Source organism: Streptomyces telluris (genome assembly GCF_024519335.1).
GTDB lineage: Bacteria > Actinomycetota > Actinomycetes > Streptomycetales > Streptomycetaceae > Streptomyces > Streptomyces telluris.
In genome coordinates this window covers 184,272-208,206 of record NZ_JANIID010000008.1, presented here as the reverse complement: position 1 = coordinate 208,206, position 23,935 = coordinate 184,272, and the positions used below count along the sequence as shown (strand labels likewise).

25 protein-coding genes and 3 pseudogenes are annotated in these 23,935 nt (G+C 70.5%); 12 read left to right on the top strand and 16 right to left on the bottom strand.

The window, feature by feature from the left end; genetic code table 11:
* Positions 1-80: 80 nt before the first annotated feature.
* Positions 81-953, bottom strand: coding sequence for a universal stress protein (locus NQU55_RS12260; protein ID WP_168094583.1), 873 nt, complete (start codon positions 951-953; stop codon positions 81-83).
* Positions 954-1,101: 148 nt separating this feature from the next.
* Positions 1,102-1,701 (bottom strand): Rv1733c family protein, encoded by a 600-nt coding sequence (locus NQU55_RS12255; RefSeq protein ID WP_443744699.1) that lies wholly within the window; start codon positions 1,699-1,701, stop codon positions 1,102-1,104.
* A 191-nt stretch (positions 1,702-1,892) separates the two neighbouring features.
* On the opposite strand from NQU55_RS12255, the gene NQU55_RS12250 reads away from it, so the two are divergent.
* Both NQU55_RS12250 and NQU55_RS12245 read left to right on the top strand, forming a co-directional pair.
* Positions 1,893-2,054: a hypothetical protein gene (locus NQU55_RS12250; RefSeq protein ID WP_240976684.1), complete on the top strand. Its 162-nt coding sequence runs from the start codon at positions 1,893-1,895 to the stop codon at positions 2,052-2,054.
* Positions 2,055-2,433: 379 nt separating this feature from the next.
* On the top strand, positions 2,434-2,727 hold the full coding sequence (locus tag NQU55_RS12245) for a hypothetical protein (protein ID WP_168096592.1): 294 nt from the start codon (positions 2,434-2,436) through the stop codon (positions 2,725-2,727).
* A gap of 20 nt (positions 2,728-2,747) precedes the next feature.
* On the opposite strand, the gene NQU55_RS12240 is transcribed toward NQU55_RS12245, so the two are convergent.
* Positions 2,748-3,881, bottom strand: coding sequence for a serine hydrolase domain-containing protein (locus NQU55_RS12240; protein WP_168096591.1), 1,134 nt, complete (start codon positions 3,879-3,881; stop codon positions 2,748-2,750).
* Positions 3,882-4,048: 167 nt separating this feature from the next.
* Positions 4,049-4,459 carry a LysR substrate-binding domain-containing protein gene (locus NQU55_RS12235; protein WP_240977032.1) on the bottom strand — a complete coding sequence of 137 codons (411 nt, stop codon included), beginning with the start codon at positions 4,457-4,459 and terminating at the stop codon, positions 4,049-4,051.
* A gap of 152 nt (positions 4,460-4,611) precedes the next feature.
* Between NQU55_RS12235 and NQU55_RS12230 the strand changes: the two genes are divergently transcribed.
* A complete protein-coding gene (locus tag NQU55_RS12230; RefSeq protein WP_240977031.1) occupies positions 4,612-4,818 on the top strand; it encodes a hypothetical protein in 207 nt (68 codons plus the stop codon).
* Positions 4,819-5,071: 253 nt separating this feature from the next.
* Here NQU55_RS12230 and NQU55_RS12225 read toward each other — a convergent pair whose 3' ends face one another.
* Entirely contained in the window at positions 5,072-5,695 is a 624-nt protein-coding gene (locus tag NQU55_RS12225; protein ID WP_256790497.1) for an Rv1733c family protein, read from the bottom strand.
* Between the two features lie 256 nt (positions 5,696-5,951).
* Between NQU55_RS12225 and NQU55_RS12220 the strand changes: the two genes are divergently transcribed.
* The 3 genes and pseudogenes from NQU55_RS12220 to NQU55_RS12210 all read left to right on the top strand — a co-directional run bounded on the left by NQU55_RS12220 (position 5,952) and on the right by NQU55_RS12210 (position 7,379).
* Positions 5,952-6,266: a universal stress protein gene (locus NQU55_RS12220; RefSeq protein WP_256790496.1), complete on the top strand. Its 315-nt coding sequence runs from the start codon at positions 5,952-5,954 to the stop codon at positions 6,264-6,266.
* Positions 6,245-6,469, top strand: a pseudogene (locus tag NQU55_RS37260) (universal stress protein); the annotation flags it as partial. The gene NQU55_RS12220 and the pseudogene NQU55_RS37260, both read left to right, overlap by 22 nt.
* A gap of 454 nt (positions 6,470-6,923) precedes the next feature.
* On the top strand, positions 6,924-7,379 hold the full coding sequence (locus NQU55_RS12210) for a cyclic nucleotide-binding domain-containing protein (protein WP_168096712.1): 456 nt from the start codon (positions 6,924-6,926) through the stop codon (positions 7,377-7,379).
* A gap of 233 nt (positions 7,380-7,612) precedes the next feature.
* On the opposite strand, the pseudogene NQU55_RS37100 reads toward NQU55_RS12210, so the two are convergent.
* Positions 7,613-8,041: pseudogene (locus NQU55_RS37100) on the bottom strand (CBS domain-containing protein); the annotation flags it as partial.
* A 15-nt stretch (positions 8,042-8,056) separates the two neighbouring features.
* Positions 8,057-8,860 (bottom strand): helix-turn-helix domain-containing protein, encoded by an 804-nt coding sequence (locus tag NQU55_RS12205; RefSeq protein ID WP_256790495.1) that lies wholly within the window; start codon positions 8,858-8,860, stop codon positions 8,057-8,059.
* Between the two features lie 282 nt (positions 8,861-9,142).
* Between NQU55_RS12205 and NQU55_RS12200 the strand changes: the two genes are divergently transcribed.
* On the top strand, positions 9,143-9,901 hold the full coding sequence (locus tag NQU55_RS12200; protein ID WP_308402216.1) for a DUF305 domain-containing protein: 759 nt from the start codon (positions 9,143-9,145) through the stop codon (positions 9,899-9,901).
* 113 nt (positions 9,902-10,014) lie between these two features.
* A complete protein-coding gene (locus NQU55_RS12195) occupies positions 10,015-10,536 on the top strand; it encodes a DUF2231 domain-containing protein (RefSeq protein WP_168096803.1) in 522 nt (173 codons plus the stop codon).
* Between the two features lie 21 nt (positions 10,537-10,557).
* Here NQU55_RS12195 and NQU55_RS12190 read toward each other — a convergent pair whose 3' ends face one another.
* Positions 10,558-11,055 carry an OsmC family protein gene (locus tag NQU55_RS12190; RefSeq protein ID WP_206330220.1) on the bottom strand — a complete coding sequence of 166 codons (498 nt, stop codon included), beginning with the start codon at positions 11,053-11,055 and terminating at the stop codon, positions 10,558-10,560.
* Positions 11,056-11,802: 747 nt separating this feature from the next.
* Here NQU55_RS12190 and NQU55_RS12185 point away from each other — a divergent pair.
* From NQU55_RS12185 to NQU55_RS12170, 4 genes are all read left to right on the top strand, one after another.
* Positions 11,803-12,852: an Acg family FMN-binding oxidoreductase gene (locus tag NQU55_RS12185; RefSeq protein WP_443744698.1), complete on the top strand. Its 1,050-nt coding sequence runs from the start codon at positions 11,803-11,805 to the stop codon at positions 12,850-12,852.
* A 114-nt stretch (positions 12,853-12,966) separates the two neighbouring features.
* Positions 12,967-13,845, top strand: coding sequence for a universal stress protein (locus tag NQU55_RS12180; RefSeq protein WP_256790494.1), 879 nt, complete (start codon positions 12,967-12,969; stop codon positions 13,843-13,845).
* A gap of 79 nt (positions 13,846-13,924) precedes the next feature.
* Complete coding sequence (locus NQU55_RS12175; RefSeq protein ID WP_240977029.1) at positions 13,925-14,359, top strand: CBS domain-containing protein; 435 nt, start codon at positions 13,925-13,927, stop codon at positions 14,357-14,359.
* A 26-nt stretch (positions 14,360-14,385) separates the two neighbouring features.
* On the top strand, positions 14,386-16,794 hold the full coding sequence (locus NQU55_RS12170; RefSeq protein WP_256790492.1) for a glycoside hydrolase family 65 protein: 2,409 nt from the start codon (positions 14,386-14,388) through the stop codon (positions 16,792-16,794).
* A gap of 3 nt (positions 16,795-16,797) precedes the next feature.
* On the opposite strand, the gene NQU55_RS12165 is transcribed toward NQU55_RS12170, so the two are convergent.
* The 8 genes and pseudogenes from NQU55_RS12165 to hypD form a co-directional block, all read right to left on the bottom strand.
* Positions 16,798-17,490: a helix-turn-helix domain-containing protein gene (locus tag NQU55_RS12165; RefSeq protein WP_168096285.1), complete on the bottom strand. Its 693-nt coding sequence runs from the start codon at positions 17,488-17,490 to the stop codon at positions 16,798-16,800.
* 173 nt (positions 17,491-17,663) lie between these two features.
* A complete protein-coding gene (locus NQU55_RS12160; RefSeq protein WP_168096284.1) occupies positions 17,664-18,314 on the bottom strand; it encodes a CBS domain-containing protein in 651 nt (216 codons plus the stop codon).
* Positions 18,315-18,344: 30 nt separating this feature from the next.
* Positions 18,345-19,019: a CBS domain-containing protein gene (locus tag NQU55_RS12155; RefSeq protein WP_168096287.1), complete on the bottom strand. Its 675-nt coding sequence runs from the start codon at positions 19,017-19,019 to the stop codon at positions 18,345-18,347.
* A gap of 52 nt (positions 19,020-19,071) precedes the next feature.
* Positions 19,072-20,892 carry a putative PEP-binding protein gene (locus NQU55_RS12150; RefSeq protein WP_256790491.1) on the bottom strand — a complete coding sequence of 607 codons (1,821 nt, stop codon included), beginning with the start codon at positions 20,890-20,892 and terminating at the stop codon, positions 19,072-19,074.
* Between the two features lie 30 nt (positions 20,893-20,922).
* Positions 20,923-21,127: pseudogene (locus NQU55_RS36800) on the bottom strand (PEP/pyruvate-binding domain-containing protein); the annotation flags it as partial.
* A gap of 287 nt (positions 21,128-21,414) precedes the next feature.
* Positions 21,415-21,699: an SHOCT domain-containing protein gene (locus tag NQU55_RS12140; protein ID WP_206329559.1), complete on the bottom strand. Its 285-nt coding sequence runs from the start codon at positions 21,697-21,699 to the stop codon at positions 21,415-21,417.
* Between the two features lie 81 nt (positions 21,700-21,780).
* Positions 21,781-22,818: a hydrogenase expression/formation protein HypE gene (gene hypE, locus NQU55_RS12135; protein ID WP_168093927.1), complete on the bottom strand. Its 1,038-nt coding sequence runs from the start codon at positions 22,816-22,818 to the stop codon at positions 21,781-21,783.
* A complete protein-coding gene (gene hypD, locus NQU55_RS12130) occupies positions 22,815-23,927 on the bottom strand; it encodes a hydrogenase formation protein HypD (protein WP_168093928.1) in 1,113 nt (370 codons plus the stop codon). Before hypD ends, hypE begins: the two co-directional genes overlap by 4 nt.
* Positions 23,928-23,935 lie beyond the last annotated feature (8 nt).

Genomic DNA, 23,935 nt, shown 5'->3' with positions numbered 1-23,935 from the left:
CACGTCGCGCTGCTGCCCCCCGGTCAGCCGGAGGCGCGGATGGTCAGGTTGGTCACCAGGGGGCCTATGAGCGGCTGCTGCTACGGGTGGGGGACCACCGCGACGGGGCACTGCGCGTGATGCAGCGCGGCATGGGTGACCGAACCGATCAGCGGCAGACCGCCGAGTTCGGGAAGGCGGCGCCCCACGACGATGAGGGACGCCCGGGTGGCTTGGGCGAGCAGGACCTCCGCCGCACTGCCGAGCTCCGTGTGCTCGACGACCGCGACCTGCGGGTACTTCTCGCGCCAGGGACGCAGCGCCTCGGCCAGTCGTTCGCGCTCCAGGGGTTCGAGGCCGCCGGCCTCGTCGGCCAGGTATATCGATCCAGGGCTCCAGGCGAAGACCGGCGGGACGCTCCAGGCCCGCACGGCCCGCACGCGAGCCCCGCGCGCCGCCGCCGTCGCGAAGGCGAACTCCAGGACGGGCGCGGCGGCCTCGTCCGTGTCCTGGACACCCACCACCACCTCGCCCCACTCCGACCGGGGTTCCTGCCCACGAGAGCTGCGTACCAGGACCAGCGGTGCGTCCACGCGGCGCAGCACCTTGAGTGCCACCGAGCCGATCAGGAAGCCGACCACTGCGCCGTGGCCGCGCGAACCGAGGACCAGCATCTCGGACACGGACGCCGCGGCGATCAGCGCGGGCACCGGGTCCTCCGGCAGCAGCTGGGTGGTGACCGTCAGATCAGGCGCGGACGCCGTGACGCGTTCCTCGGCCTTGCGCAGCACGTCCACGGCCCACCGCCGTTGCACCTCGGCGTCCGAGGCGACGGGAAAGTCCGAGGGACGCCACACCCAGGCGAACACCAGGCTCAACGCCATGCCGCGCCGCCGGGCTTCGGCTGCCGCCCAGTCCGCGGCAGCCAGGCTGTGTTCGGTACCGTCCAGGCCGACGGTGATGATGCCGGGCATCGGAGCCTCCAAGAAGACGGGAAGGGACGAAGCGGGCCAGGCCGCTGTGTGCATACTGTTTCCCGGTCCACCACCGCCCGGTGAGGGACCGAAGGTCCCCGGCCGCGGGACGAGAGTCCCTGGAGAGAACCGACGGGCCGGATGGGCATCAGGTCGGGAGCCTCTTCGACCACTGCGGCTCGACGATCTCCCACTGCGCCGCCCAGTGCGCATACCGCCGGCGGTCGTACGCCACCGCGACCGCCGCCCTGACGCCCAGAAAGACCAGGACCAGTACCGCGGCGGTCGCGGCGCCGGTGAACCACCCTGTCTCCACGGCGGATCCGCGCTCCAGCGGGGGCCGCGCCGGCTCACCCGCGGCGTTCACCCAGATCCGCACCCTCTCGCCCCGGGCCGTGTCCGAAGGCACGTCGGCGAAGTCCGTGTGGGACAAGCCCTGGCCGTCCGTCCATCGGACCGGGGCCGTCCGGGTGCCGGAGCGGGACAGGGCCCCGTACGTGTCCCCGGTCGACTGCACGGTGATCTGATGCCTCGACGCCGACTGCTCCCGCACCGTGCGCATTTGAGCGTCGTAGGCGCTCCGGCCGGCCAGGTACGGCACGCATGCCAGTGCTGCCGCGAGCAGTACCAGCAAGCACGCGCGGTACTGGCGCTCGCAGCGGTCGCAGGGGCGCCGGGGAGGAAGGGCCCGCCGGCGTCCCGTGGGAAGGGACGGCCTGTGCGGGGGCGGTGTGCGATCCGTGGTCATGGTGCGCCTCCTGGGGACAGGAGCCGTCCGGCTCGTCTGTCCTCAACCATCGGACCACCGCCGGACGGGGGCACGGGGCCGAAGGTCCCGCGGCGCAGCCGTACGGCCTGTGCCATGTACCCCCACGCCATGGCGACCGCCCTTCGGGGGAGGGCAGACGGACCGGCCTTCAAGCTGACCACCGGGTCGCTGTGCGACACGGTGCCGGGTCGGCCCGGGGCGGCTGGATCGAGGCGGACGGCACCGAACGGGTGAGCGGCCGCCCGGCGCGCACCGTCTGCCGGCACACCCGCGAGGGGCAGCAGTACTTCACCGAATGGCTGGACGAGATCGTCCGTGAGCCCTCCCGGTAGCACCCCAAGTTCCTGTCCGCCGTCAGCTACCTGGGCGTGCCGGGACAGCGGCGGGCAGCGCAGGTGCTGCGGGAAGGGGCGGCGGCGAGGGCTGCCTGGGAGCGCCGGACTTCGCCGTCTCGCACCAAGGCTGCCTGGCCCAGACGCCGGGCATGGTGGATCTGCCGGGTATCGGTGGGACGACGGAGCCCGCCGACCCGCAGGCGGCCGACACCCTGCGGGAGGTGATCAGAGAGGTGGAGGGCCGGCTGCGATTCGTCATCGACTTCGGCGAAGACGACTTGGGTGAGCACTGGTACCTGGCCGTATCGAAGGACGCGAAGGGGCGGGATGGACTTGTCCTCCTGCCGAATCCCTTCGCCCAGGCTGCCAGTGGAAGGTGTTCGGATACCTCGACAACCCCGGCAGTTGGCGGCTGTTCAGCCTCTCGGCCGGGAAGACGCTGAAGGTCGACCAGAAGAACCTGGTGCTGAGCCAGGACAAGGACAAGCACCTATACATCCGCATCGAATCGGCCGAGAACGGTCAGGCGCGGCCGCCCCCGGCAGCGGCCCAAGGAGGTCTACGCCCGACCGCGGCTACGACCATGACTGACCATCGCACTCCTGCACTGGTTTCGGCGCCTGCGCATCCGATGGGAAATCCGCGACGACATCCACGAAGCGTGTTGTGAGGACTCCATCCAGGTGTGGTTCAGGGACACAGACCCGCTTTCATGGCTGCCTCAAGGTGCCCCATGGCTTGGCCGGTCTTCGGCTCAAGGGTCATCGTGACACTGGCGATGCGGCCGTCGTCGGTGGCTGCTGCCCAGGTCCCGTAGCCGGGGATCCCACCGCTGTGGCCCCAGGCGACGCGGTTGTCGCCGGAGCGACACGACAGGGGCATGCTGATGATTCCCAGGCCGGCGTTGTAGCCGTCCACCTTCATGTCAACGGTGGTGCGCATCTGGGCGCGCTGGTCCTCGTCGAGAAGGCGATTGCCGTCGCCCTTCAACAGCTCGGAGAAGAAGCGGTTGAGGTCGGAGTTGGTGGAGACCATCGCGCCTCCCGCCCAGGACGCGGAGGGGTCAATCTCGGTGACGTTGCGCGGGGTGGCTCCGGGGGAGTCCTGACGGTAGCCCTGGGGGTGGCGTTCGCGGACGGTCGTCTCGCCGGGGGCGGGGAAGTAGGTGTGGCGCAGACCGATGGGCTGGATGATGCGCTTGTCGATCTGCTCGGCGAGGGGCCGTCCGGCGACCTTCTGCACGATCAGCCCGGCCACCAGGTAGTTCGTGCTGCTGTATCCCCATTCCCCTTTCGCTCCGGGTGCGAAGACGGCTTCGTGCCTGAGGGCGACGTCCAGGGCGTCGCGGGGGGAGAGGTAGCGGCGCTCCAGGATGTCGTTGGTGACGTCGTCCTCGTAGTCGGGAAGTCCGCTGGTGTGCTGCAGGAGCTGACGCACCGTGATGTGGTGCCCATCGATCCCCTTCCCACGCACGAGGCCCGGCAGGTACTCCTCGACCGGGTCGTCAAGGCCGATCTCGCCCTCGCCGACCAGTTGCAGCACGACCACCGCGGTGAACGTCTTGGTGACGCTGCCGATCCGCACCTGACCATCCCGGGGCATCTTCGCGTGCGTGTCCCGGTCCCCGGCCCCCGAAGTATAGGTACGGACGTTCCCGTTACGGTCCATCACACTCGCCAGCGCACCGGGGGCGTCGGCGGAACGCAGGAGCGTCTCCAGTTCTTGTTGCACGGGGTCCGGCCTGGCGGCGGTCGCGGGTGCCGCCACGCCGGCGGTGACAGCGGTGGCCAGGGCAAGAGCGGTGAGGGCGAGACGTTTACGCATCGAGGTTCCTCCGGGGCAATGTTGACGGGGCTTGACGACAAGGACAACTCTGCTGAGATCCACCGACGTTGCCCATCAGTGATCGCCCCGACCAGACCCCCGATCCGCCCCTGAGCGGCCCCTCCAGTACACCCCTGAGACACGACCTGCCCGCAACTCATGATGCGTTAGAAGTTCTTAGGGTTGGGCTGTTGGGAATGCCTTCCGCATGCGGGTGAGGAGGGCGCTGGCCGCTGGGGCGGCAGGGCCGTCCGTGGACCAAGCGAGGGCGATTTCGGCCACGGAGGGTGGGGGCGATGATGGGGAGGGTGCGCAGGCCCAGCTTGGCTTCTGCCTCGGGCGGGACCTCGGGGGAGGATGGCCACGCCGAGGCCGCGTCCTGCGAGGCGCGCCAGCAGGTGTGGAGCGGCGGCCTCGAGGGTGATGCGGGGCTGAAAGCCCGCCTGTGCACAGGCGTGTTCCAGTACGCCGCGCAGGCCGGTGCCGCGCGGGAGGCTGATCAGGGGACGGCCTGCGAGCGCGGCCAGCGCGAGTGCGGTGCGGCCGGCGGGGGTGAGCAGTGGGTCCTCGGGCGCCATGGCGGCGACCAGGGGGTGTCGACGATGACTTGGAGGCTGATGCCTTGTGGGGGATCACTGTGGGCAAGGCCGATCACGGCGAGGTCGAGTTCGCCGCGGCGCAGGGCGGTGAGCAACCGCTGTGATGTGTCCTCGGTGAGGGAGATCTTCTGGTGGAGCGCATGCTGCTCGTCTCGGACGCGGACGGCCGGCTCCGGATCACCGGCGAAGACAAGGCGCTGCATCAGCTCGCTGCCCAGACGCAACAGGCCAGCCGGAGACATGTGCACGCCGGTATCCCGGACGAGGAATACCTGATCACTCTGAAGGTTTTGCAGCGCATGATTCGCGATGCGGGTGGAGACGTGTCACCAGGCTGACAGCCGGCGGCACCACTGTCAGCGCCTTCGGCGTCGGACTACGTGCGGGACCTCGTGCTGGAAGCCGACGTCACCCTGCGCGGCCGGGGCGGAGCGCATGACCTCACCCCACCCCGCCGTCCAGGCGCTGCTCGAAGGCCGGCGGGCCGACACCGGCCGACGCGCGCCCGCCGAGGGCGCCGCCCGGTCTCCGGAGTGGTGCCTCCGTTCTCCGCCGGCATGTGGCCGGGCGAGGGTGGCACGCCGAGGGGCCTCAGCCGCGGGCCCGTCCGGACCACTCGGGCTCGACTTGTTCCCATTCCGCCTCCCAGTGCCGGTACCGCCTGCGGTCGAGCAGGACGACGAGCACCCGTCGTGTGCCCAGAGCCGCTCCGATCACCAGCGAGGCCATGAGGCTACCGGTGAGCCAGGCCGTGGCCGTGGCCGACGGCCGACTCAGGGGAGGATCGGTGACGGAGCCCGACCGGTTCACCCAGATGCGCACCTCGGAGCCCTCGCGTGTGCCCGTCGGCACACGGGCGGTGCCCGTGGCGGTACCGCCTCTTTCGTTCGTCCAGCTCACCCGTACGTTTTGAAGGTCGGGTCCACCGTTCCTGGCGCGTTGCGGGAATTCCCGGGCGTCCGTGACGAGCCGGGCGGTCACCTGATGCCGTTCCGCCGACTGAGTGTGTGCGATACGCGTCTGGGAGGAATAGACGGCAGTGCCCACCGCGAGCGGGACGGTCGTAAGGCCGATGATCACCATGAGTGTCAGCACGGTGTCGAGCCAGGCGTGCATCCCGCCGAACGGCAGGGGCAGTCGTCGTCGGGCGAAGCGGCCGGGGCTCGGGCCCGGTGGACCGGGCTGTGCACCGGGCGGCCGTTCCGGAGTGGCCATGAGACCTCCTCGGTGACCACCTACTCACCTCCAGGGTGACTCCATCGCTCGCGACAGGCGTAGGCCGAACAGTCCCACCTGTCCCTTTTCATGCGCCGAGGGGCCGTGGATCCCTGGCCGGGGTCTCTCAGCTGGTCGTTCCGCCCCGCCCGGATACACGCTGGAGAAGGGGAGCGCGAGGACGGATCCAGACCTGGCGGTTCCGGGTGATTGCGCGGAGGCGACCGATATGTAGGAAGCACCCATCACCGTCAAAGTGGACGGCTCCCCGGAGAGTCTGGCGGCCGCACACCGGGCGGCGGCCGAGGCCAATCGCCGTGGTCCGGCCCTGCGTCTTGTGCACGCATGGATCCTCCTGGCCGACCAGCCCGCCGACGTCCGGGCCGACAGGGACCAGAACTACCGGGCGCAGCGCATCGTGCGCGCAGCCGCGACCGCGGTCCGTGAGGATTGCCCCGGACTTTCCGTCACCGAAGATCTGGTGGCCGAGGAGCCCGAGGCGGCGCTGCTGCGGGCTGCCGAGGAGTCGGCGATGGTAAATCCGGAGGTGAACTGCACCACGAGGTCGTGACCGGCCACCCTGTGGAGGAGCTGACCAGGGCCTCCGCCCATGCACTGGGCCTGGTGGTGGGGACGAGCGGGCACGGCGGCTTCACCGGAATGCTGCTCGGCTCCGTCAGCCAGTGCGTGCTGCACCACGCACAGTGCCCCGTCACCGCAAGTCCCGCGCTCAGACGTGCCCGGCACGTGAGACTCGGCCGGTTTGCCTGCTGAGAGGGCCACCCCTGGCCGACGGGGCAGGCAGATCGGCCGGCGTCGTGAGCACGGGGTGATCGTCTGTGGGCCTTCCTGCGCGAAGACTGTGCCATCCGGCGAGCAGGCTCGATGTGACGCTGCGGCCGTGGAACAGGCCTGCCGTGGAAGTGGCTCCGGGTGGGCGCAATACGACTCTCGGTCTCCGACGTGCATGGTCGCTCTGGTGTCGTCAAGCTGAAAGGGCAACCGCGACTCCGGCCACGGAACGGTGACGCGTCGGCCCATTACCCGGCGCACCCCTGTTTTCCGGCCGGGACAGGAGGCGCCATGGCTTCCGCGACGGTGACGTGTGACCCGGCAGCCCGGGGAGCAGTGCATGCCCGGTGCAGGTCGGCGCGTTCTCGAGCAGCTGCTGCTCAGGCCCTGCTCATGACGGTGACCGGACGGGACGCAACACAGAGGCTGGCGTGACATGACCAGGACCGGATTGTTCGCAGCTCTCCCCGAAGGCCACCGGGGAGCAATGATGTCTCTCGCCCGCGAGGTGTCGTTCCCCTTGGGCGCGCGCATCTTCGAGGAAGGCACCAGAGCCGACCGCTTCTGGGTCGTCCGCACCGGCTCGGTCGACCTCGACCTTCGCGTCCCCGGCCGTCGGCCCGCTGTCGTGGACGTGGTGGGTCCCGGAGAACTCATGGGCTGGTCCTGGCTGTGCCCGCCCCACATGTGGCACCTGGGCGCCGAGGCCACAAGCCCCGTGCGTGCCTGGGAGTTCGACGCTGAGGCCGTCATCGAACTGTGCGGCGAGGACCCGGCGCTCGACCACGCGCTGCTCATCTATGTCGTCGAGGCCATCGGCCGCAGGCTGAGGTCCGCCCGCACCTGCCTGCTCGACCTTTACAGCCCGTCCGGCAGCGGAGAGCCGCCGTGACGGCCGGGCCTCTCCGCACCCTGCGGCGCGGCCGCCCGAGGGCGTCGGCGGCCGATCCTCAGCCTTGACGCACCGATCGAGGAGAAGCCCTGGGAGTGATGATCACCGGGTGCCGAAGGGGCCCGGTGTCTTGCGGACCGCGTTGACCACCTCGGCCAGTGCCCCCAGCTCGACGGACAGGTACGAGAACAGATCGTCGAAGGAGACCATGCCCACGAGTCTCCCCCCCCGTCCACCACGGGCAGATGGCGGGCCTTGATCGACCGCATGGCGTGCAGCGCGGCCGCGACAGGAGTGTCGGGTTCCACGGTGACCGGGTCGCCCGACATGACTTCCTCGACCCTCAGCGCGGGCGACAGCCCGTGGGCCATCGCCCGGACGACCAGGTCCCGATCGGTGATCACCCCGATGACGCCATCATCCTGAACCACTGGCAGCGCTCCGACCCCGGCATCGGCCCGACATGCCACTCGGGATGCCCGGATGTCTCTCCTGAGAACGGATGACGGCGCCTGGTCCGATTGCCTGATCCATTTAGGAAGGGACGGGGCTCGCAGGCGGCTTCGGCGCCGGGCGGATCCTGCAGTCGGCCATCCGGCGTCGCGTGGGCACAGGCCGCCCGGCGTCCCCCGCGCTCCGACCGGCCGAGGTCCGTCCGGCATGTGCCCGACGCGCGGTCACAGGGACGGTGGAGCCCCGCGAGCGTGGGTTGCCCGCCCCGAGATCCGGGTGACGTGGATGCGCACCCACACGTTCCGGGAACCGCCCGCCCATGGGTGAGGGTTCGCCTCCTCCTCCAGGCGTCGCACGGTTCCGGGGTCGTCGATCAGCTCGGCTGTGCCGCTGAGAAGAACACTCCACCCTTCTCCGAGGGCGTAGTCGATGCTGTCCACTTCCAGTGCCACCGGCTCACCACCGACTTTGGCAAGGACGCCGCCGGCGGCCGTGCGGTAGACGACCTCGTTCTCGAACGTCCGGAAATTGACGGGAACCGCCTCAGGCCCCACCGGGGTCGACAACACCACGCGCCCGATACCGGCGGCGGAGAGCCGCTCCCAGCACTCCCCGGCCGGCAGCTCTTCCAGAGCGGTATGAGCGGATTTCGCCCCGGCAATCCCGGGCGGCAGACCGGCATCGGCACCCAGCAGGTAGGAGACGGAGGTCCGGAGCGTGTCGGCCAGCCGGGTGAGCGCGTCCGCCTGAAGGACGGCAGGACGCGTTTCCACATACTCGAAGTATCCAGGAGCCAGCCCTCCCCGGGCGGCCGCCTCCTCCCGTGTGAGCCCCAGTTCCCGGCGACGTTGCGCCACACGTCGCCCGATGTCACCAGGGTGTGCGGGACCGGTGCTGGAGGCTCCCTCTTGGGGGGTACCCATGACGACTCCATCCTCTTGATCACCCGGGTCGTTCGGGCAGGCGGATTTCACCAGGACGGTCTCCGCGTGGTGGGGATCGTGGAAGCGGGCGAGCACGATGGGCACGCGATGGGCCTCCTTCGCCGTGCGGGCGCTCACGATGTTGCTGTCGTCGCACGAGACCCTGAGCCGGCCTACCGGCTTCTCCGCCGTCAGGGCGTTCGTCGTCTTCAGGTGCTCGACGACGGTCGTCTCGGCGGTGCCCGGGGCCCTGATATCTACCCGCGAACCTGGCACCCGACATGGACGGCGACGTGCCCGGCCAAGGCCTTCGGCCGGCCCGGTAACGGCTCGCTGAGCCATATGCGCAAGTCGGTAGCCTCGATGTGTGCGTGGCGGTGTCCGCCCGTGCTGACGGTGCACCGCGGACCTTCGAAGGTGGAACGTCCGGTCCCGGACCGGCGCGGCGCCCGGCCTTCCGCTGCCACATCCGTTACGCAAGTCCTGAACGTAGGCAGCATTCCTTTCCAGGAGGACAGCCGGATGAGCATGGCTCGGGGCCTGCGGCGGTGCGCCTTGATGGCGGCGGCCGTACCGGCCATGGCGCTCATGCTGGTCGGCTGCGGAGGCAATGGTGACTCCGGCCGCCCGTCGTCCACCGCCGAGGCTTCGACGACCGTTCCGGCCGGGCAGCACAACCAGGCCGACGTCTCCTTCGCCCAGGGCATGATCCCGCATCACCGGCAGGCGATCCTGATGTCGGAGATGGCGGAGAACCACGCCTCCTCCGGCGACGTGAAAGCCCTGGCCGAGAAGATCAAGAAGGCACAGGCCCCTGAGATCGACACCATGACGGCCTGGCTGAACGCCTGGGGCGAGCCGGTACCTCGGGGCCTGAGCGGCACGGGTCACGGCAGCCCTACCGGCATGCCCGGCATGATGACCGACCGGCAGATGGACGACCTGCGCGGAACCACCGGCTCGCCCTTCGACCGGATGTTCCTGACCATGATGATCGCTCACCACCAGGGCGCGATCGACATGGCCGGCACCGAGAAGAAACAAGGGCAATACGGCCCGGCCGAACAGCTGGCCGACAGCATCATCACCTCCCAGACCGCCGAGATCGCACAGATGCGCACGATGCTCGGGTCCAGCAGCCCATGACACCGGTAGCCGTTGCGACGCCGGATGGAAGGCGCCGGCCCGGCGTCGTTCCGGCAGGTACCGCACCTGCGCCCGGGGCCGGCACCGGTAACGCCGCGCAGGAGGTGTGAGACGTGCGCACGACGTTGTACGACGGCATTCCCACCCATGTCCTGTTCGCTCACTTCGTCGTGGTCCTGACACCGCTGACCGCGCTCGCCCTGGTTGTGTGTGCGCTCTGGCCATCGGTGATGCGCCGCTTCGGCCTGACTCTGCCCGCACTGGCCCTGGTGGCCCTGGTGATCGTGCCGTTCACCACGAGTTCCGGGGAGTGGCTGGAGGGTCAGGTGCGCGAGAACTCCTATGCCGAGACGCACGCGGAGGCGGGCCATAACCTTCTTCCTTGGGCCGTGGCTCTCTTCGTTCTGGCGGCGGCCTTGTGGTGGGTCTACCGCCGGGCCACCGCGCCTGCGTCCCCCGGAGCCGCGACCACATGGGGGCAGGTCGGCGACGGCGTGCGCATGCCGCTGCGCGTCGCCGCCGTGCTCGTCTGTCTGGGGGTGGCGGTGGGTGCCCTCGTGGAGACCTACGACATTGGCCACTCCGGTGCCAAGGCCACCTGGCACAAGCTCGAAAGCCCGGGCCGCTCCCGCTAGTCAGGTGCTGAACGGCCTCGTTCAGAGAGCCGGCGCCGGGCCCAGGCGGATCACGACTTCGGGTGGCTGCGTGAGGGTGTTGTGCACAGTGCAGTGGGAGGCGACGGCCAAGAGTGCGTCATGGCGTCGTGGCTCCAGACCGGCCGGAACCCACACGGTCAGGCGGACCGTGCTGACACGTGCGGGCCGGTCGTCGGCCATGACGAATTCTGCCTCCACCCGCAGCCCGCTCTCATCAACGCCATGCCGCCGCAGGTAGCGCCCGGCGTAGAAGGCCACGCAGGAGGCCAGGGAGGCGGCGAACAGTTCGGTCGGCGTGGGGCCTTCGTCGTTTCCGCCGCTGCCGGGCGGTTGGTCGGCCACGAGGCGGTGACCCCGAACGCTGATCGTGTATGTGTCGGCCGTCCTGTGATCGACGCGTAGCCGGCCCGGTGGCAGGGGCGTCGTCGCGTTGTGGGCGTCGTCCGCAGGGTGGGCGTGGTGGGCCGGGGTGTCCGCTTCACCGGGTGCCGGGGTCATGATCTGCCTCCTGGCCGAGTGCCTGCCGTCAACGCGACAGTCCTCTTCCATTGCACACCGGGCCACGGCTTCCGTCTCCTGCCGGCATTCGTTGTCCTGGTGCGGCCGGGCGGTTCCGGTCAGGCGAGTGCGTTCGGGTCCAGATGGTCGGCGATGTGCAGGAGAGCGGGCAGGGCGGCCCGGACAGCGGCTAGAGGTCTGCCTCCCCGTCGGCGAGCGTCACCCCCGCAGCCCGCCCTTCACCACGCTCACCGACGCCGTCCACTACGCGCAGCACCACATCACCGCCAGCGGCCGGCAGCCGATCGCCACAGGTCCTCTGCCGGTGTCCGACACCGCAGCGGGCCGACCGGACAGCGACGGCCGGCCTGCCGCCCACCAGCCATGACGGTCCGGAGGACCCGGGTGCAGCCCTCGCCGGACCACCCTGCCCTGACGGCCTCCGGGATGACCTGTTCTCCGCCGTCGGCCAGCCGGCCGACGTCATGGGCACCTTCGCCTTCGCCTTCGCCTTCGACGCGCACGCCCACGACGACGTTCCGGGGGGCACCTGTGAGATGACATGGCGGCTGGTGTGCACGGTGCCGGAGGCGCGCGGGGCACGCGCAGCAGGGGCACGGGCGTGCACCGCCGCTCGGATCCCCGACCGGCGGGGACCGGGTGGGATCCGTCCCCTTTCTGCCACGGGTTTCTCCGCAGGATGCTGAGAGCCCCTGATCTGTGCCCCAACCGGCCGGAAGGGGGAGGATGGGAGAGAGCCGGTGTCACCGCCGGACGCTTGCGGGAAGGGAGGTCCCGGTGACCGCAAGGCCTGCCCTGGACGACACCCGAGTGTCGGAGCTGGTCGGTGAGGCGGTAACCGCCCCCTCGATGCACAACGCGCAACCCTGGCGGTTCCGGTACTCGCGGGGGAGTTCTGCGTTCCGTCTGTACGCGGACCAAGAGCGGGGCATGCCGCACTCCGACCCCGACGGCCGGGCCCTGCACATGGGGTGCGCGGCCGCACTCTTCAACCTCCGCGTCGCCCTCGCGAAGGCCGGATGGCATCCGGATGTCGCGCTGCTGCCCGATTCCCGTGACGTGACCCTGCTGGCCCTCGTCCGCACCGCACCGTCCGATGACGGCGGTGATACCGGGCTCCGGCTGCTCGCGCCCGCGATCCGTCAGCGGCACACCAGCCGGTACCCCTTCGCTGAGAAGGCGGTTCCGGAGAACCTGCGCGTCGCACTCGCCGACGCCGCGTACCAGGAGGGCGCTGCGCTCTCCTTCCCCGACTCGTGGCATTTGCGCTGGGTGGAGGAGCTGGCCGAGGAAGCCGAAGCGCGCAATCTCACCGAGCGGGGCAGCGAGCAGGACCTCGCCCGGTGGACGCGGATCGGAGCCGCCGAAGCGGACACGGCCACGGACGGGGTTCCGGAGTACGCGTTCGGCCCGCGCAAGCACGGCGGCAGGGCACCCATGCGCGACTTCTCGGGCGGGAAGCCCGTAGACGATCGCGGAACGACGCCTTTCGAGGGCACTCCGCACCTCGCCGTGCTCAGCACGGCGGGTGATGCGCCGGTGCACTGGCTGCACGCGGGTCAGGCCATGCAGCGCGTCCTGCTCCTGGCGACTCTGAAAGGGCTGGCCACCTCGTTCTCCACCCAGGCGCTGGAATGGCCTGACCTGCGCTGGCCCCTGCGCGACCCCCTCACCGGCACCGGGCAGGTGCAAATGATCCTGCGCCTGGGTTACGGACCGCAGGGCCCGGTCACGCCGCGTCGACCGGTGCGGGACGTTCTCGTCATCGAGGACTGATCCGGGGACGGCCCGGCTCCGGTGGCCGTTCCGCCGGGCCGGACTCAGGCTGGAGGAGACGCGTTACTCAGCGGGGCCCCGAGGGCGTTCGTCGATTGCACGGAGGTGACCGTCATGGAGCCGGCACCCATCACCGTCGGGCTCGACGGTTCTCCGGAGAGCCTGGCAGCCGCCCTGTGGGCGGCGGACGAGGCGGACCGGCGCGGGCTGGGACTGCGCCTTCTGCACGCGTGGATCCTGCTGGCCGGCGAATCTTCCACCGGCCTTCCGGCCGACAAGGATCAGGACTACTGGGCGAGGCGCATCGTGCGGGCGGCCGCGACGTCCGTGTACGAGCACCACCATGACCTTTCCGTCACCGAGGACCTGGTGGCGGAAGACCCCGAGACAGCCTTGCTGCGGGCTGCTGAGAGTTCGACGATGGTCGTGCTGGGCTCACGGGGCTTGGAGCGCGTGGAGAGCTTCTTCCTGGGGGACATCAGCCTCCAGGTGGCCGGCAGGGCTGAACGTCCGGTGGTGCTCGTACGATCTGCGGCGGGCAGGGCCCGGCCCCCCGCCGATTCCGGCCTGGGGGGTGTGGCCGTCGGCGTCAGTCTGCACGGACCTTGCGACAGCCTGCTGGAGTTCGCCTTTGAGACGGCTGCGGCACGCGGCGCGCCCCTGCATGTGGTACATGGGTGCCCGTTGCCGGTGCAGGCCTACGCGCCCTGGGGCGTCGACCCGGACGTGGCGGGAGAGATCAGCAAAGAGGCCGGGGAAAAGCTGTCCCGGGCCGTACAACCGTGGAGCGAGCGCAACCCGGGCGTCACGGTGACGAGCACGGTCCGGCTGGGGAGTGCTGCACGGGCGACGCTGGCAGCTTCCGAGGGAGCCGAGCTTCTGGTGATCGGCAGGCGCAGGCATCACCCCGCATTGGCGCCGCGCCTGGGGAACGTCGCACAGGCGTGCGTGCATCACGCTCGCTGCCCGGTCGCCGTGATACCGCACGACTGAGCCACGGAGGACCGGTGCGAGGCCGCATTGCGGACACGGGCTGCGGAGGGAAGGCCGGGCAATGAAGGTGTCGGCATTCATGACCACTCCCGCGGTCACGGTGAGCCACCGGGCCACCGCAGCGGAAGCCGCCGTGCGCATGACGGAGGAGGCGGTGGGCTGCGTCATGATCACCGATGGCGACACTCTGTACGGCATCCTCACCGACCGCGACCTCGTCGTGCGCGGCCTGGCCAATGCCGCCGGTCCGGACGAGCCCGTCACCAACCTGATGAGCACGGCTGTGGTCACGGTGAGTGCATCGGACGATGTGGACGTCGCCTACCGGCTGTACCGGCGTGAGGACATCCGGCGTCTTCCTGTGCTCGACGCCGGGCGGCTCGTCGGCGTCCTCACCGTCGACGACCTCTTCGCCGATGCCCTCCAGCGCCTGGCGGACCTTCTCGGGCCCGTCTCCTGGAGCGTTCTGCGTGAACAGGCGGACCGAGGTCCGTACCCGCGGCCGGGCCTCTGAAGGCAGAGCGGGAAGCGAGGCCGGTCATGGGGGAGTGGACCTGGGAGTACGAGGGCTATGACCCCGCCGAGGAGCGGTTGCGGGAGACGCTCCACACCCTCGGCAACGGCTACTTCGCCACGCGGGGAGCGGCTCCCGAGTGCCGGGGAGGGCTGGTGCACTGTCCGGGCACCTACGCGGCCGGCTGCTACGACCGCCTGGTCTCGTCGGTGGTGGGCCGGCAGGTCGAGAACGAGGACTTGGTCAACCTCCCGAACTGGCTGCTTCTGCGCTTCCGGTTGTTGTACCCGGACGGCTCGCCGGGGCCGTGGTTCACGCCGGACCGCTGCGAGACCGCGGGGTACCGGCAGGTGCTCGATCTTCGGGGAGGCACGCTGACCCGGTCCTTCCGGTACCTGGCGGCCGACGGCCGTGTGCTGCGGGTGGAGCAGTGCCGGCTGGTTCACATGGGAGATCCGCACATCGGGGCCCTGCGCACGGCCTTCGCGGCCGAAGGGTGGTCCGGGCGGATCGAGGTGGAGGCCGGTCTCGACGGGGACGTCATCAACGCCAACGTGCACCGGTACCGCGCTTTGGACCGCCGTCACCTCGCCGGTGTGCACACCGGGGTGGCCGAGCCGGACACGGTGTGGCTCCGCTGCCGCACCAGGACGTCGGACATCGGCATCGGCATGGCCCAGCGGGCCGAAGCCGACGGGCCGCCACCGGTGGCGGCCCGGCTGAGGGCAGTGGGGCACCGGGCGTTCCACCACTTCGAGTTCGCAGTGTCCGACAAGCAGCCCGCAGCGGTCGTCAAGACCGTGGCTCTGCACACGTCCCGTGACTGGGCGATCAGCGACCCGCTCGGTGCAGCGGTCGAACGGGTCGGCCGGGCACCGGCCTTCGCCTCGCTCCTCCACTCGCATGCCGTCGCTTGGCGGCAGTTGTGGAGACGATCGGAGCTCGAAGTCCCGGGCGAGGCGGGCCATGTGCTGCGCCTGCACCACTTCCACGTCCTGCAGACGCTCTCCCCGCACACCGCCGGCCTGGACGCGGGCGTGCCTGCGCGAGGGCTGCACGGGGAGGCGTACCGGGGCCACGTCTTCTGGGACGAGCTGTTCGTCCTGCCGTACCTCGATCTGCGCCTCCCGGAGGTGGCCCGGTCCCTCCTGGACTACCGTTACCGGCGACTTCCCCAGGCTCAGTGGGCGGCCGGCCAGGACGGCCGGACCGGTGCGATGTACCCGTGGCAGAGCGGCAGTGACGGCCGGGACGAGAGCCAGCGGGTGCACCTGAACCCGAGGTCCGGCCGCTGGGTGCCCGACCTGACCCGGCTCCAGCGGCACGTGGGCTCCGCGATCGCGTACAACATCTGGCAGTACTGCCAGGCCACCGGGGACACGAGATACCTGCAGACCAAGGGTGCGGACATGCTGCTGCAGATCGCCCGCTTCTGGGCCGGCAGCGCGGTGTCCGATCCCGCGGGCGACCGGTACCGCATCCGTGGAGTCGTCGGCCCCGACGAGTACCACGATGCATACCCCGGCGCCGACCGGCCCGGGATCGACGACAACGCCTACACCAACGTGATGGCGGCATGGGTCCTCACCCGTGCCCTCGACCTCGTCCGGAGTCTCCCCGCCCGGCGCCGGCAGGAACTCGTCGAGTGCGGCGGGCTCGACATCGGCGAGCTTCCGCTGTGGGAGCAGGTCTCCCGGCGCCTCGTCGTCCCCCTTCACGAGGGCGTCATCAGCCAGTTCGACGGCTACGGGGAGCTGGCCGAGCTGGATTGGGGCCGGTACCGGGAACGGTACGGCGACATCAGGCGGCTGGATCGCATCCTTGAGGCGGAGGGCGACGCGGTCAACCGGTACCAGGTGTCGAAGCAGGCGGACGTGCTCATGCTCGGCTATCTCTTCTCACCGGCAGAACTGGCATCCATGTTCCAGCGCCTCGGCTACCGGTTCACCGACGAGCTGTGGCAGCGCACGGTCGACTACTATCTGCGGCGCACCAGTCACGGCTCCACCCTCAGTGAGGTCGTCCACGGCTGGGTCCTGGCCCGCGCCCGCCGTGCCGACGCCTGGCGGTACTGCCGCGAAGCCCTGGAGAGTGATGTCGCGGACCTTCAGGGCGGTACCACGCCGGAAGGCATCCATCTCGGGGCCATGGCGGGCACTCTCGACCTCGTGCAGAGGGGCTTGACGGGTATGGAAACCCGGGAGGACGCCCTCTGGCTGGATCCCGTGGTGCTTCCCGAGCTCTCGGAGTTCGCCTTCACCCTCCGCTACCGCGGGCACTGGGGGATCGGCATCCGGGTGCGGGGTGACGAACTGACGGTCAGTGTGCCGGAGTCGGAGGGGTCGGCGGTCAGGATTGTCCTGCCCGACCGCTCACTCACCGTGCTGCCGGGAGACGCGACCTCGGTGAGGTTGTCCGGGCGGCAGGACGGCTGAGGTTCACCGGATGTGGATGGTGCGCCCCGTAACCCGGCCGGGGCGGATTCGGACCCACAGCTCGCGCTTCCCGCCGGCCCAGGGCTGTGCGCCGGGGCGGGTGGCGAGACGCTCGACGGTGCCCGGGTCTGTGACGTGCTCGGCCGTTCCGTCGATGAGGACGCTCCAGCCGCGGCTGTCGTGCGCGCCGATGTGATCGACTTCGAAGGCGAGCCGGTCCCCGTCGGCTGCTGCTGCTGTGCCTCCCGTCTCGGTCCGGTAGACGATGCTGCGGCCGTCCACCAGGAAGTTCACGGGCAGGATCACGGGTGCGCCCCCGGAGGCCGCCAGACCGACCCTGCCGATGCCGTGGGTGCCCAGACGTTGCCAGCACTCGTCTTCGGAGAGCTGCGCGAGCAAGGGGCGGGCACCGGCGGGCTGCAGGCCGGGAGCCGCCTCGCGCGGGCCTCCCATCAGTTCGTCGTAGGACATCTCGAGGGCGGCGGCGAGACGCATGAGAGCGGCGGAGTCGAAGTCGCCGCCGAGCGACTCCAGCTGACTCAGATAGGGGACGGACATGCCGGCTCGGCGTGCCACTTCGTCACGGGTCAGTCCCAGCTGCTCGCGGCGTACGGCACAGCGCGTCGCCACCGTGTCCTCGTACGGACCACGGGAGCTCGCGTCGGGGCCGCCGGGCCGCGGGCCGTCGTCCTGCATCGATTCCGCCTCCGCGTGGCCGCCCCGTGCGGCGTGCTGTCGTCGTCGGGCAGCCCGTAGCCTCATGAGCCGTCCCTTGTCCCACTTGTCCCAGGGGAGCAGAGCGTGGGGGCCCGGGCCAGCGATGCGCCGCCGTTCGGGAGCCCGGACCGCCGGGGAACGGGCCCGGGCGGTCAGCCCGTCGGGCCGTCGAGCCGCAGGTCGACGTTCACGACGCCCTCCACGGCTCTGACCAGGCGTGCCACGAGCGGGAGCAAAGTCGCATCGGGCAGATGACCCGAGAGGGTGACCACGCCTTCGCCCACTTGGACCTCGACCGTGGGGGGCTGGTGGGGGAAGAGGCGGGCGACGACCTCGTCGCGCACCTCCTGGGCGATGTCCTCGTCGCTGCGGAGGTAGACCTTGAGCAGGTCGGCGCGGCTGACGATGCCGGTGAGCTTTCCCTCGGCATCGATGACGGGGAGGCGTTTGACGCCCTTGCGGGCCATGATGCGGGCGGCTTCGGCGACGGTGGCGTCGGCGTGCACGGTGACGGCGGGAGTGCTCATCAGGTCCGCCGCCGTCCTCGCGGCAGCCTTGGCCAGGTCGCTGAGCTGGTCGGGCCCGGCGACGTCCGCCGGCCCGCGGTCCTTGTACTGTTCCTTCGGCAGCAGGTCGGCCTCGGAGACGACGCCGATGACGCGGCCCTCGCCGGCCAGCACGGGCACGGCGCTGACCTTCCACTCCGCGAGCGTCCTGGCGATCTCCTTGTAGGGAGCGCCACGGCTGACTGCGACGACGGTCTGCGTCATCACGTCGCTGACGGTGCGCTGCGTGCCATGCATCTCCGGCTCCTTACCAGGGCGCCCGCGCCGCTAGGCGGCGGGGAAGCCGCCGGCGGTGTCGTCCGTCGTGTACGTCAGGTCCTGGTGGACGGAGACGACGCCGTCCACCGATCGGCACAGGCGCTCGATGAGCGGGATCGTGCTGCGGGCCTCGACGCTGCCGGTGAGGGTGACCTGCCCCTCGGACACCGAAGCCCGCACCGCGGAGGGCGCCAGGCCCATGGTCCGTTCCAGCAGGTCGTGCTCGATCTCGGAGCGGATGGCGCCGTCCTCGCGGAGGAAGATCCGCAGGAGGTCGGCCCGGCTGATGATCCCGACGAGCTTGTCGGTGTCGTCCACGACCGGCAGGCGTTTGACGTTCTGCGTCATCATCAGCCGGGCCGTCTCCACCACGTTCCACTCGGGCCGGGCACACACCGGCGGAGCGGACATCAGCTCCTCGGCCCGAGCACCCTCCGCCTTGGCCCGCTCCCACGATTCGAGACTGGGTACGGGCACTCTGCCGAACGGGTCGGGCTGGTCGGCCGACTTGCGCATCAGGTCGGCCTCGGAGACCACGCCGACCACCCGGCCGCCGGAGTCGACGACCGGCACGGCCGTGACGTCGTGCTCGGCGAGCGCCCTGACGATCTCCTTGAACGGTGCGTCCGGGCGCACCCGCACCACGTCGCGGGTCATGAGTTCGTCGACCGTGCGGTGCTGCAACATGCTCTTCGGGCCCCTTCCGGAAGATCCCAGATATTCCTCTTTATGCCAGCTATGTGGTACGGCTGCCACCGGAGGCCGGACCTGTCACCAGCCCCTCGGCCGCCGCCACATGCTGTTTCACCGGGACGAAGCTGTCGGGCGCGACGGATACGGAGTCGATGCCCGCTGCGACCAGGAACGCCGCGAAGCCGGGGTCGTCGCTGGGCCGTTGACCGCACAGGTCCACGGGGCGGCCCGCGTCATGAGCCACAGAGATCAGGGATTCGACGCTTCGGGTCACCGCGCGGTCCGTCTCGTCGAAGAGCCCGGCGAGCTCTCCTGAGTCGCGGTCCACGCCCAGGGTGAGTTGCGTGAGGTCGTTGCTGCCGATGGAGAAGCCGTCGAAACGCGCGGCGAACTCGCGGGCCAGGACGATGTTCGACGGTATCTCCGCCATGACGTACACCTGCAGCCCGTTGTCACCGCGCCGCAGTCCTTCCTGCGCCATGGCCTCCAGGACGCGGTCTGCTTCCGCCGGAGTACGGCAGAAGGGGATCATCACCACAACGTTGGTGAGACCGAAACCTTCGCGTACTCGGCGGATTGCCCGGCATTCGAGGGCGAAGCCGTCCCGGTACCCCTCGCTGTAGTAGCGGCTGGCGCCACGCCACCCGATCATCGGGTTGGCCTCGGCCGGCTCGAAGGGGCCCGCCGACCAGCGAGAGGCGGCGATGGTGGCCACCCCGTGTGAGAGGAGGTCGACGAAGTATTCGCTGCGGTCGGCATACCCGGCGGTCAGTTCGTCGACGGTGCGCCGCTCCACGGCGCAGAGCCGGTCGGGCCGGACCAAGGCCATGGGGTGGACCTTCACCTGGTGGGCCACCATGAACTCCATGCGGGCCAGGCCCACACCGTCCGCCGGCAGCCGCCACCAGTGGAAGGCTGCGGCAGGGTCGGCGAGGTTCAGCATGACCCGGGTACGTGTCACGGGAAGCCCGGTCAGGTCGACATCGGTCTCCTCGTAGCTCACCCGACCTGCGTAGACGCGGCCCTCGGATCCTTCGGCACACGAGACGGTGACGGGCTCTCCGTCCGCCAGGGCCGCCGTGGCGTTGCCGGTGCCGACGACGGCCGGGACGCCGAGCTCCCGGCTGACGATGGCGGCGTGCGAGGTGCGTCCGCCGTGGTCGGTGACGATAGCGGCGGCCCGTTTCATCAGCGGTTCCCAGTCGGGGTCGGTCACCGACGTCACCAGCACGGAACCGGTCGGGAAACGCTCCAGCTCCACGGGTGCCGCGAGCGCACACACCGGGCCGGCGCCCACCGCCTCGCCCACGGCCGCACCGGTGGCCAGGCACTCGCCGGTGCCGGTGAGCCGGTAACGATGCAGGACGGCGGAGCCACGCCGGGACTCCACCGTCTCGGGGCGTGCCTGGACCACGACCATCTCCCCGGTACGGCCGTCCTTCGCCCATTCCAGGTCCATGGGCGTGCCGTAGTGCCGCTCGACCGCCACGGCCCACTCGGCCAGCGAGCGCACCTCGCCGTCGTCGAGTACACGCGCCCTGCGTTCTTCCGGGTCGGTGCCCACGGTGCGGGTGAGGCCGCCCTCGGCATAGACGACCTTGGCGTGCTTGCCGCCGATCGCCACCCGGATGACCGGATTCAAGGCCGGCGTCTTCAGCAGGGGTTTGAACACCACGTACTCGTCGGGGTCGACCTGCCCGCTCACCACACTCTCGCCCAGCCCCCAGGCCGCATTGATCACCACGGCCTCCGGGAATCCGGTCTCGGTGTCGAGGGTGAACATCACTCCCGCACCGCCGAGGTCGGAGCGGACCATCAGCTGGACGCCGACCGACAGGGCCACGGAGAGCTGGTCGAAACCCATGCGTTCCCGGTAGCGGCGTGGCCAGGATGCCGGCGCGGATCGCAGCGCCCACTTCCGGCAACGCCGCGCCTGCAGGCAGGCGTGTCAGATGCCCGGCGATTCGGTCGCCCAGGGCCTCCGTCCGAAGGAACTCACGGTAGGCGTCGGCGGTGGTGGCGAAGCCGTCGGGCCCCTTGACCCCGACGGGGGACAAGTGCCGGATGAGTTCGCCGAGCGAGGCGTTCTTGCCGCCCACCAGGGATACGTCCGAGCGGGCCGGCTCGGAGAAGGGGACAACGCGTCCGCCGATGGACAGCGCGCTCCCAGGCAGCTGCTGGCACCGTCGGCTCCCGGTGGTGGCGCGGACGGACGGGAGGGCCCATCCGCTTCTCGCGGATCCCAATTGCGCGGTGCGCGGCCGCGAGCCGCTTCCCCGCGTCTTGCGGGTCCTCCCGCCACTTCCATCACACCACGCTCAGGGGTGCCCCGCCACCGCTTTGACCAGCCACTTTTCAGATTCCGGTGGGCATGCCGGCCCTGTCGTCACCGTCCGGCAGGGCCGGGCGGTGAGTCTCTCAGGGTGGCCAGGCGTCGCGCGTACTCCTCCTCGTCGATCTCGCCGCGGGCATACCGCTCGGCGAGGATGTGCTCGGCGTGGCCGGGTGGTGGGCCCGGGTGCCGGCCGGTGTGCTGACCGCTCTGCGGCGGACGGGCGAGCGTGCGGAAGAGCAGGACTGCGACGGTGATGACCAACGCCCAGAACAGGACCATGCTCACCGTCATGGCGAACAGGCCCCAGCCGCCGCCGTGGTCGTACCAGAACATCATCGATTCACTTCCCCAGGTCATCCGGGGTTCGGGGCACGAGTGCCCGGGAGCCTCACCTCCATGGTCCCTCGGTGCGGCGACTCAGCAGATGCGGGGCAACTGCTCGCCGAGGGGCATGTCCATCACGCGCCGGGCGCCTACCGCCGTCCGCATGACGACGCGGCCGGGGTGCCCGTCGGCCGGCAGCACCTTCCCGATGCGTACCGCGCCGCTGCCCTCAGGCAGGGAACGCAGTGCCGCCAGAGCCGCGTCGGCAGCGTCGGGGGCGACGAAGACGACCATGCAGCCTTCGTTGGCCACGTGCAGGGGGTCGAGGCCGAGGATGTCGCAGGCGGCGGCAACCGGCTCCGGCACCGGAACGGTGCCTTCGTCGATGTCGACCGCCACGGCCGAGTCGCGTGCGATCTCGTTGAGCGCGGCGGCCAGGCCGCCCCGGGTGGGGTCACGCAGAACGCGCAGCCGGTCGCCGAGCGGGGAGAGGGCTGCCACCAAGCGGTGGAGGGGACGGCTGTCGGAGGCGATGTCGGCTTCGAAGCCCAGTCCTTCCCGGGTGCTGAGCACGGCGGTGCCGTGCAGGCCGATCGGCCCCGACAGCAGCACGGCGTCGCCCGGGTGGGCACCGGCGGCGGAAGGAGTGAGTCCGGGGAGACGTCTGCCGATACCGGTCGTGGTGATGAACACCTGGTCGGCCGCGCCCCGGCCCACGACCTTGGTGTCTCCGGTGATCACGGGCACACCCGCCTCCTGGGCCGCCTTGCCCAGCGAACGCAGTACGGCCTCCAGCAGGCCCAGTTCGAGTCCTTCCTCGACGATCAGGGCTACTGAGAGGGCGATGGGTGCGGCGCCGCGCATCGCCAGGTCGTTGACGGTGCCGTGGACGGCGAGGGAACCGATGTCGCCACCGGGAAAGAACAGCGGGCTGACGACGAAGCCGTCCGTGGTCATCACGAGCTCGCCGAGTCCGGGCAGGGGCGAGGCGTCCTCCAGCGGCCCGTCCTGCCCACCGAAGGCGGGAAGGATCGTGCGCTCCAGGAGTTCGGCGGTGAGCCGGCCTCCGGCGCCGTGCCCGAGCAGGACGCGTTCGCTCTCCGGACGGGGGACAGGACATTCCGTGATCACGAGGCCGGCCCTTCCGTGACGGTGGCGACGCGGCCCGCCGCGTGGAACGCCGCGCAGGTGCCCTCGGCCGAAACCATGGGCGCGCCGAGCGGGTGGCGGGGCGTGCAGCGGGTTCCGTAGGCGGTGCAGTCGGTGGGCAGTCGCGCACCGGTGAGGATGCCGCCGGCGATGCACTCGGGGTGCTCCGCCGAGTGCAGACCGTCGACGTCGTAGCGTCGTGCGGCGTCGAACGCGGCGAACTCCGGGCGGAGTTCCAGACCGCTTCGGGGAAGGTCGCCGACGCCGCGCCAGGCGCGGTCGGTCACCTGGAAGGCGCGGGCGACGGCGGACTGCGCCGCGCCGTTGCCCTGGCGGCGCACGGCCCGTACGTACTGGTTCTCGATCTCGGCCCTGCCGTCCTCAAGTTGCCGTGTGGCCATCAGGATGCCTTCGAGCAGGTCGAGCGGTTCGAAGCCGGTGACGACGACGGGGACCCGGTGGCGGGCGACGATGGGCTCGTACTCGGTCCATCCCATGACCGCGCACACGTGCCCGGCGGCCAGGAAGGCCTGGACCTGGCATTCGGGCGATTCCAGCAGCGCCGTCATGGCGGGCGGTACGAGGACGTGGCTGACCAGCATGCTGAAGTTCCGCAGGCCCAGGCGGGAGGCGTGGAGTACGGCCATGGCGTTGGCGGGGGCGGTGGTCTCGAAGCCGACGGCGAGGAAGACGACGTCCCGGCCGGGATGCTCCTCGGCGAGTTTGACGGCGTCCATGGGGGTGTAGACGACGCGTACGTCCGCGCCGCGTGCCCGCAGGGCGAGGAGGTCGGTCCGGGAACCGGGGACGCGGAGCATGTCGCCGAAGCTGGTGAGGATCACCCCTGGGCGTGCGGCGATGGCCATGGCGCGGTCGAGGGTCTCCAGCGGGGTGACGCAGACCGGGCAGCCGGGGCCGTGGATCATGCGCATGCCGGCGGGCAGGAGTTCGTCGATGCCCTGGCGGACGAGGGTGTGGGTCTGGCCGCCGCACACTTCCATGATCTGCCAGGGGCGAGTGGCGGTGCGGTGGAGTTCGTCCAGCAGCCGGCGGGCGAGCTCCGGGTCACGGTATTCGTCGAGGTATTTCACGCGGCTTT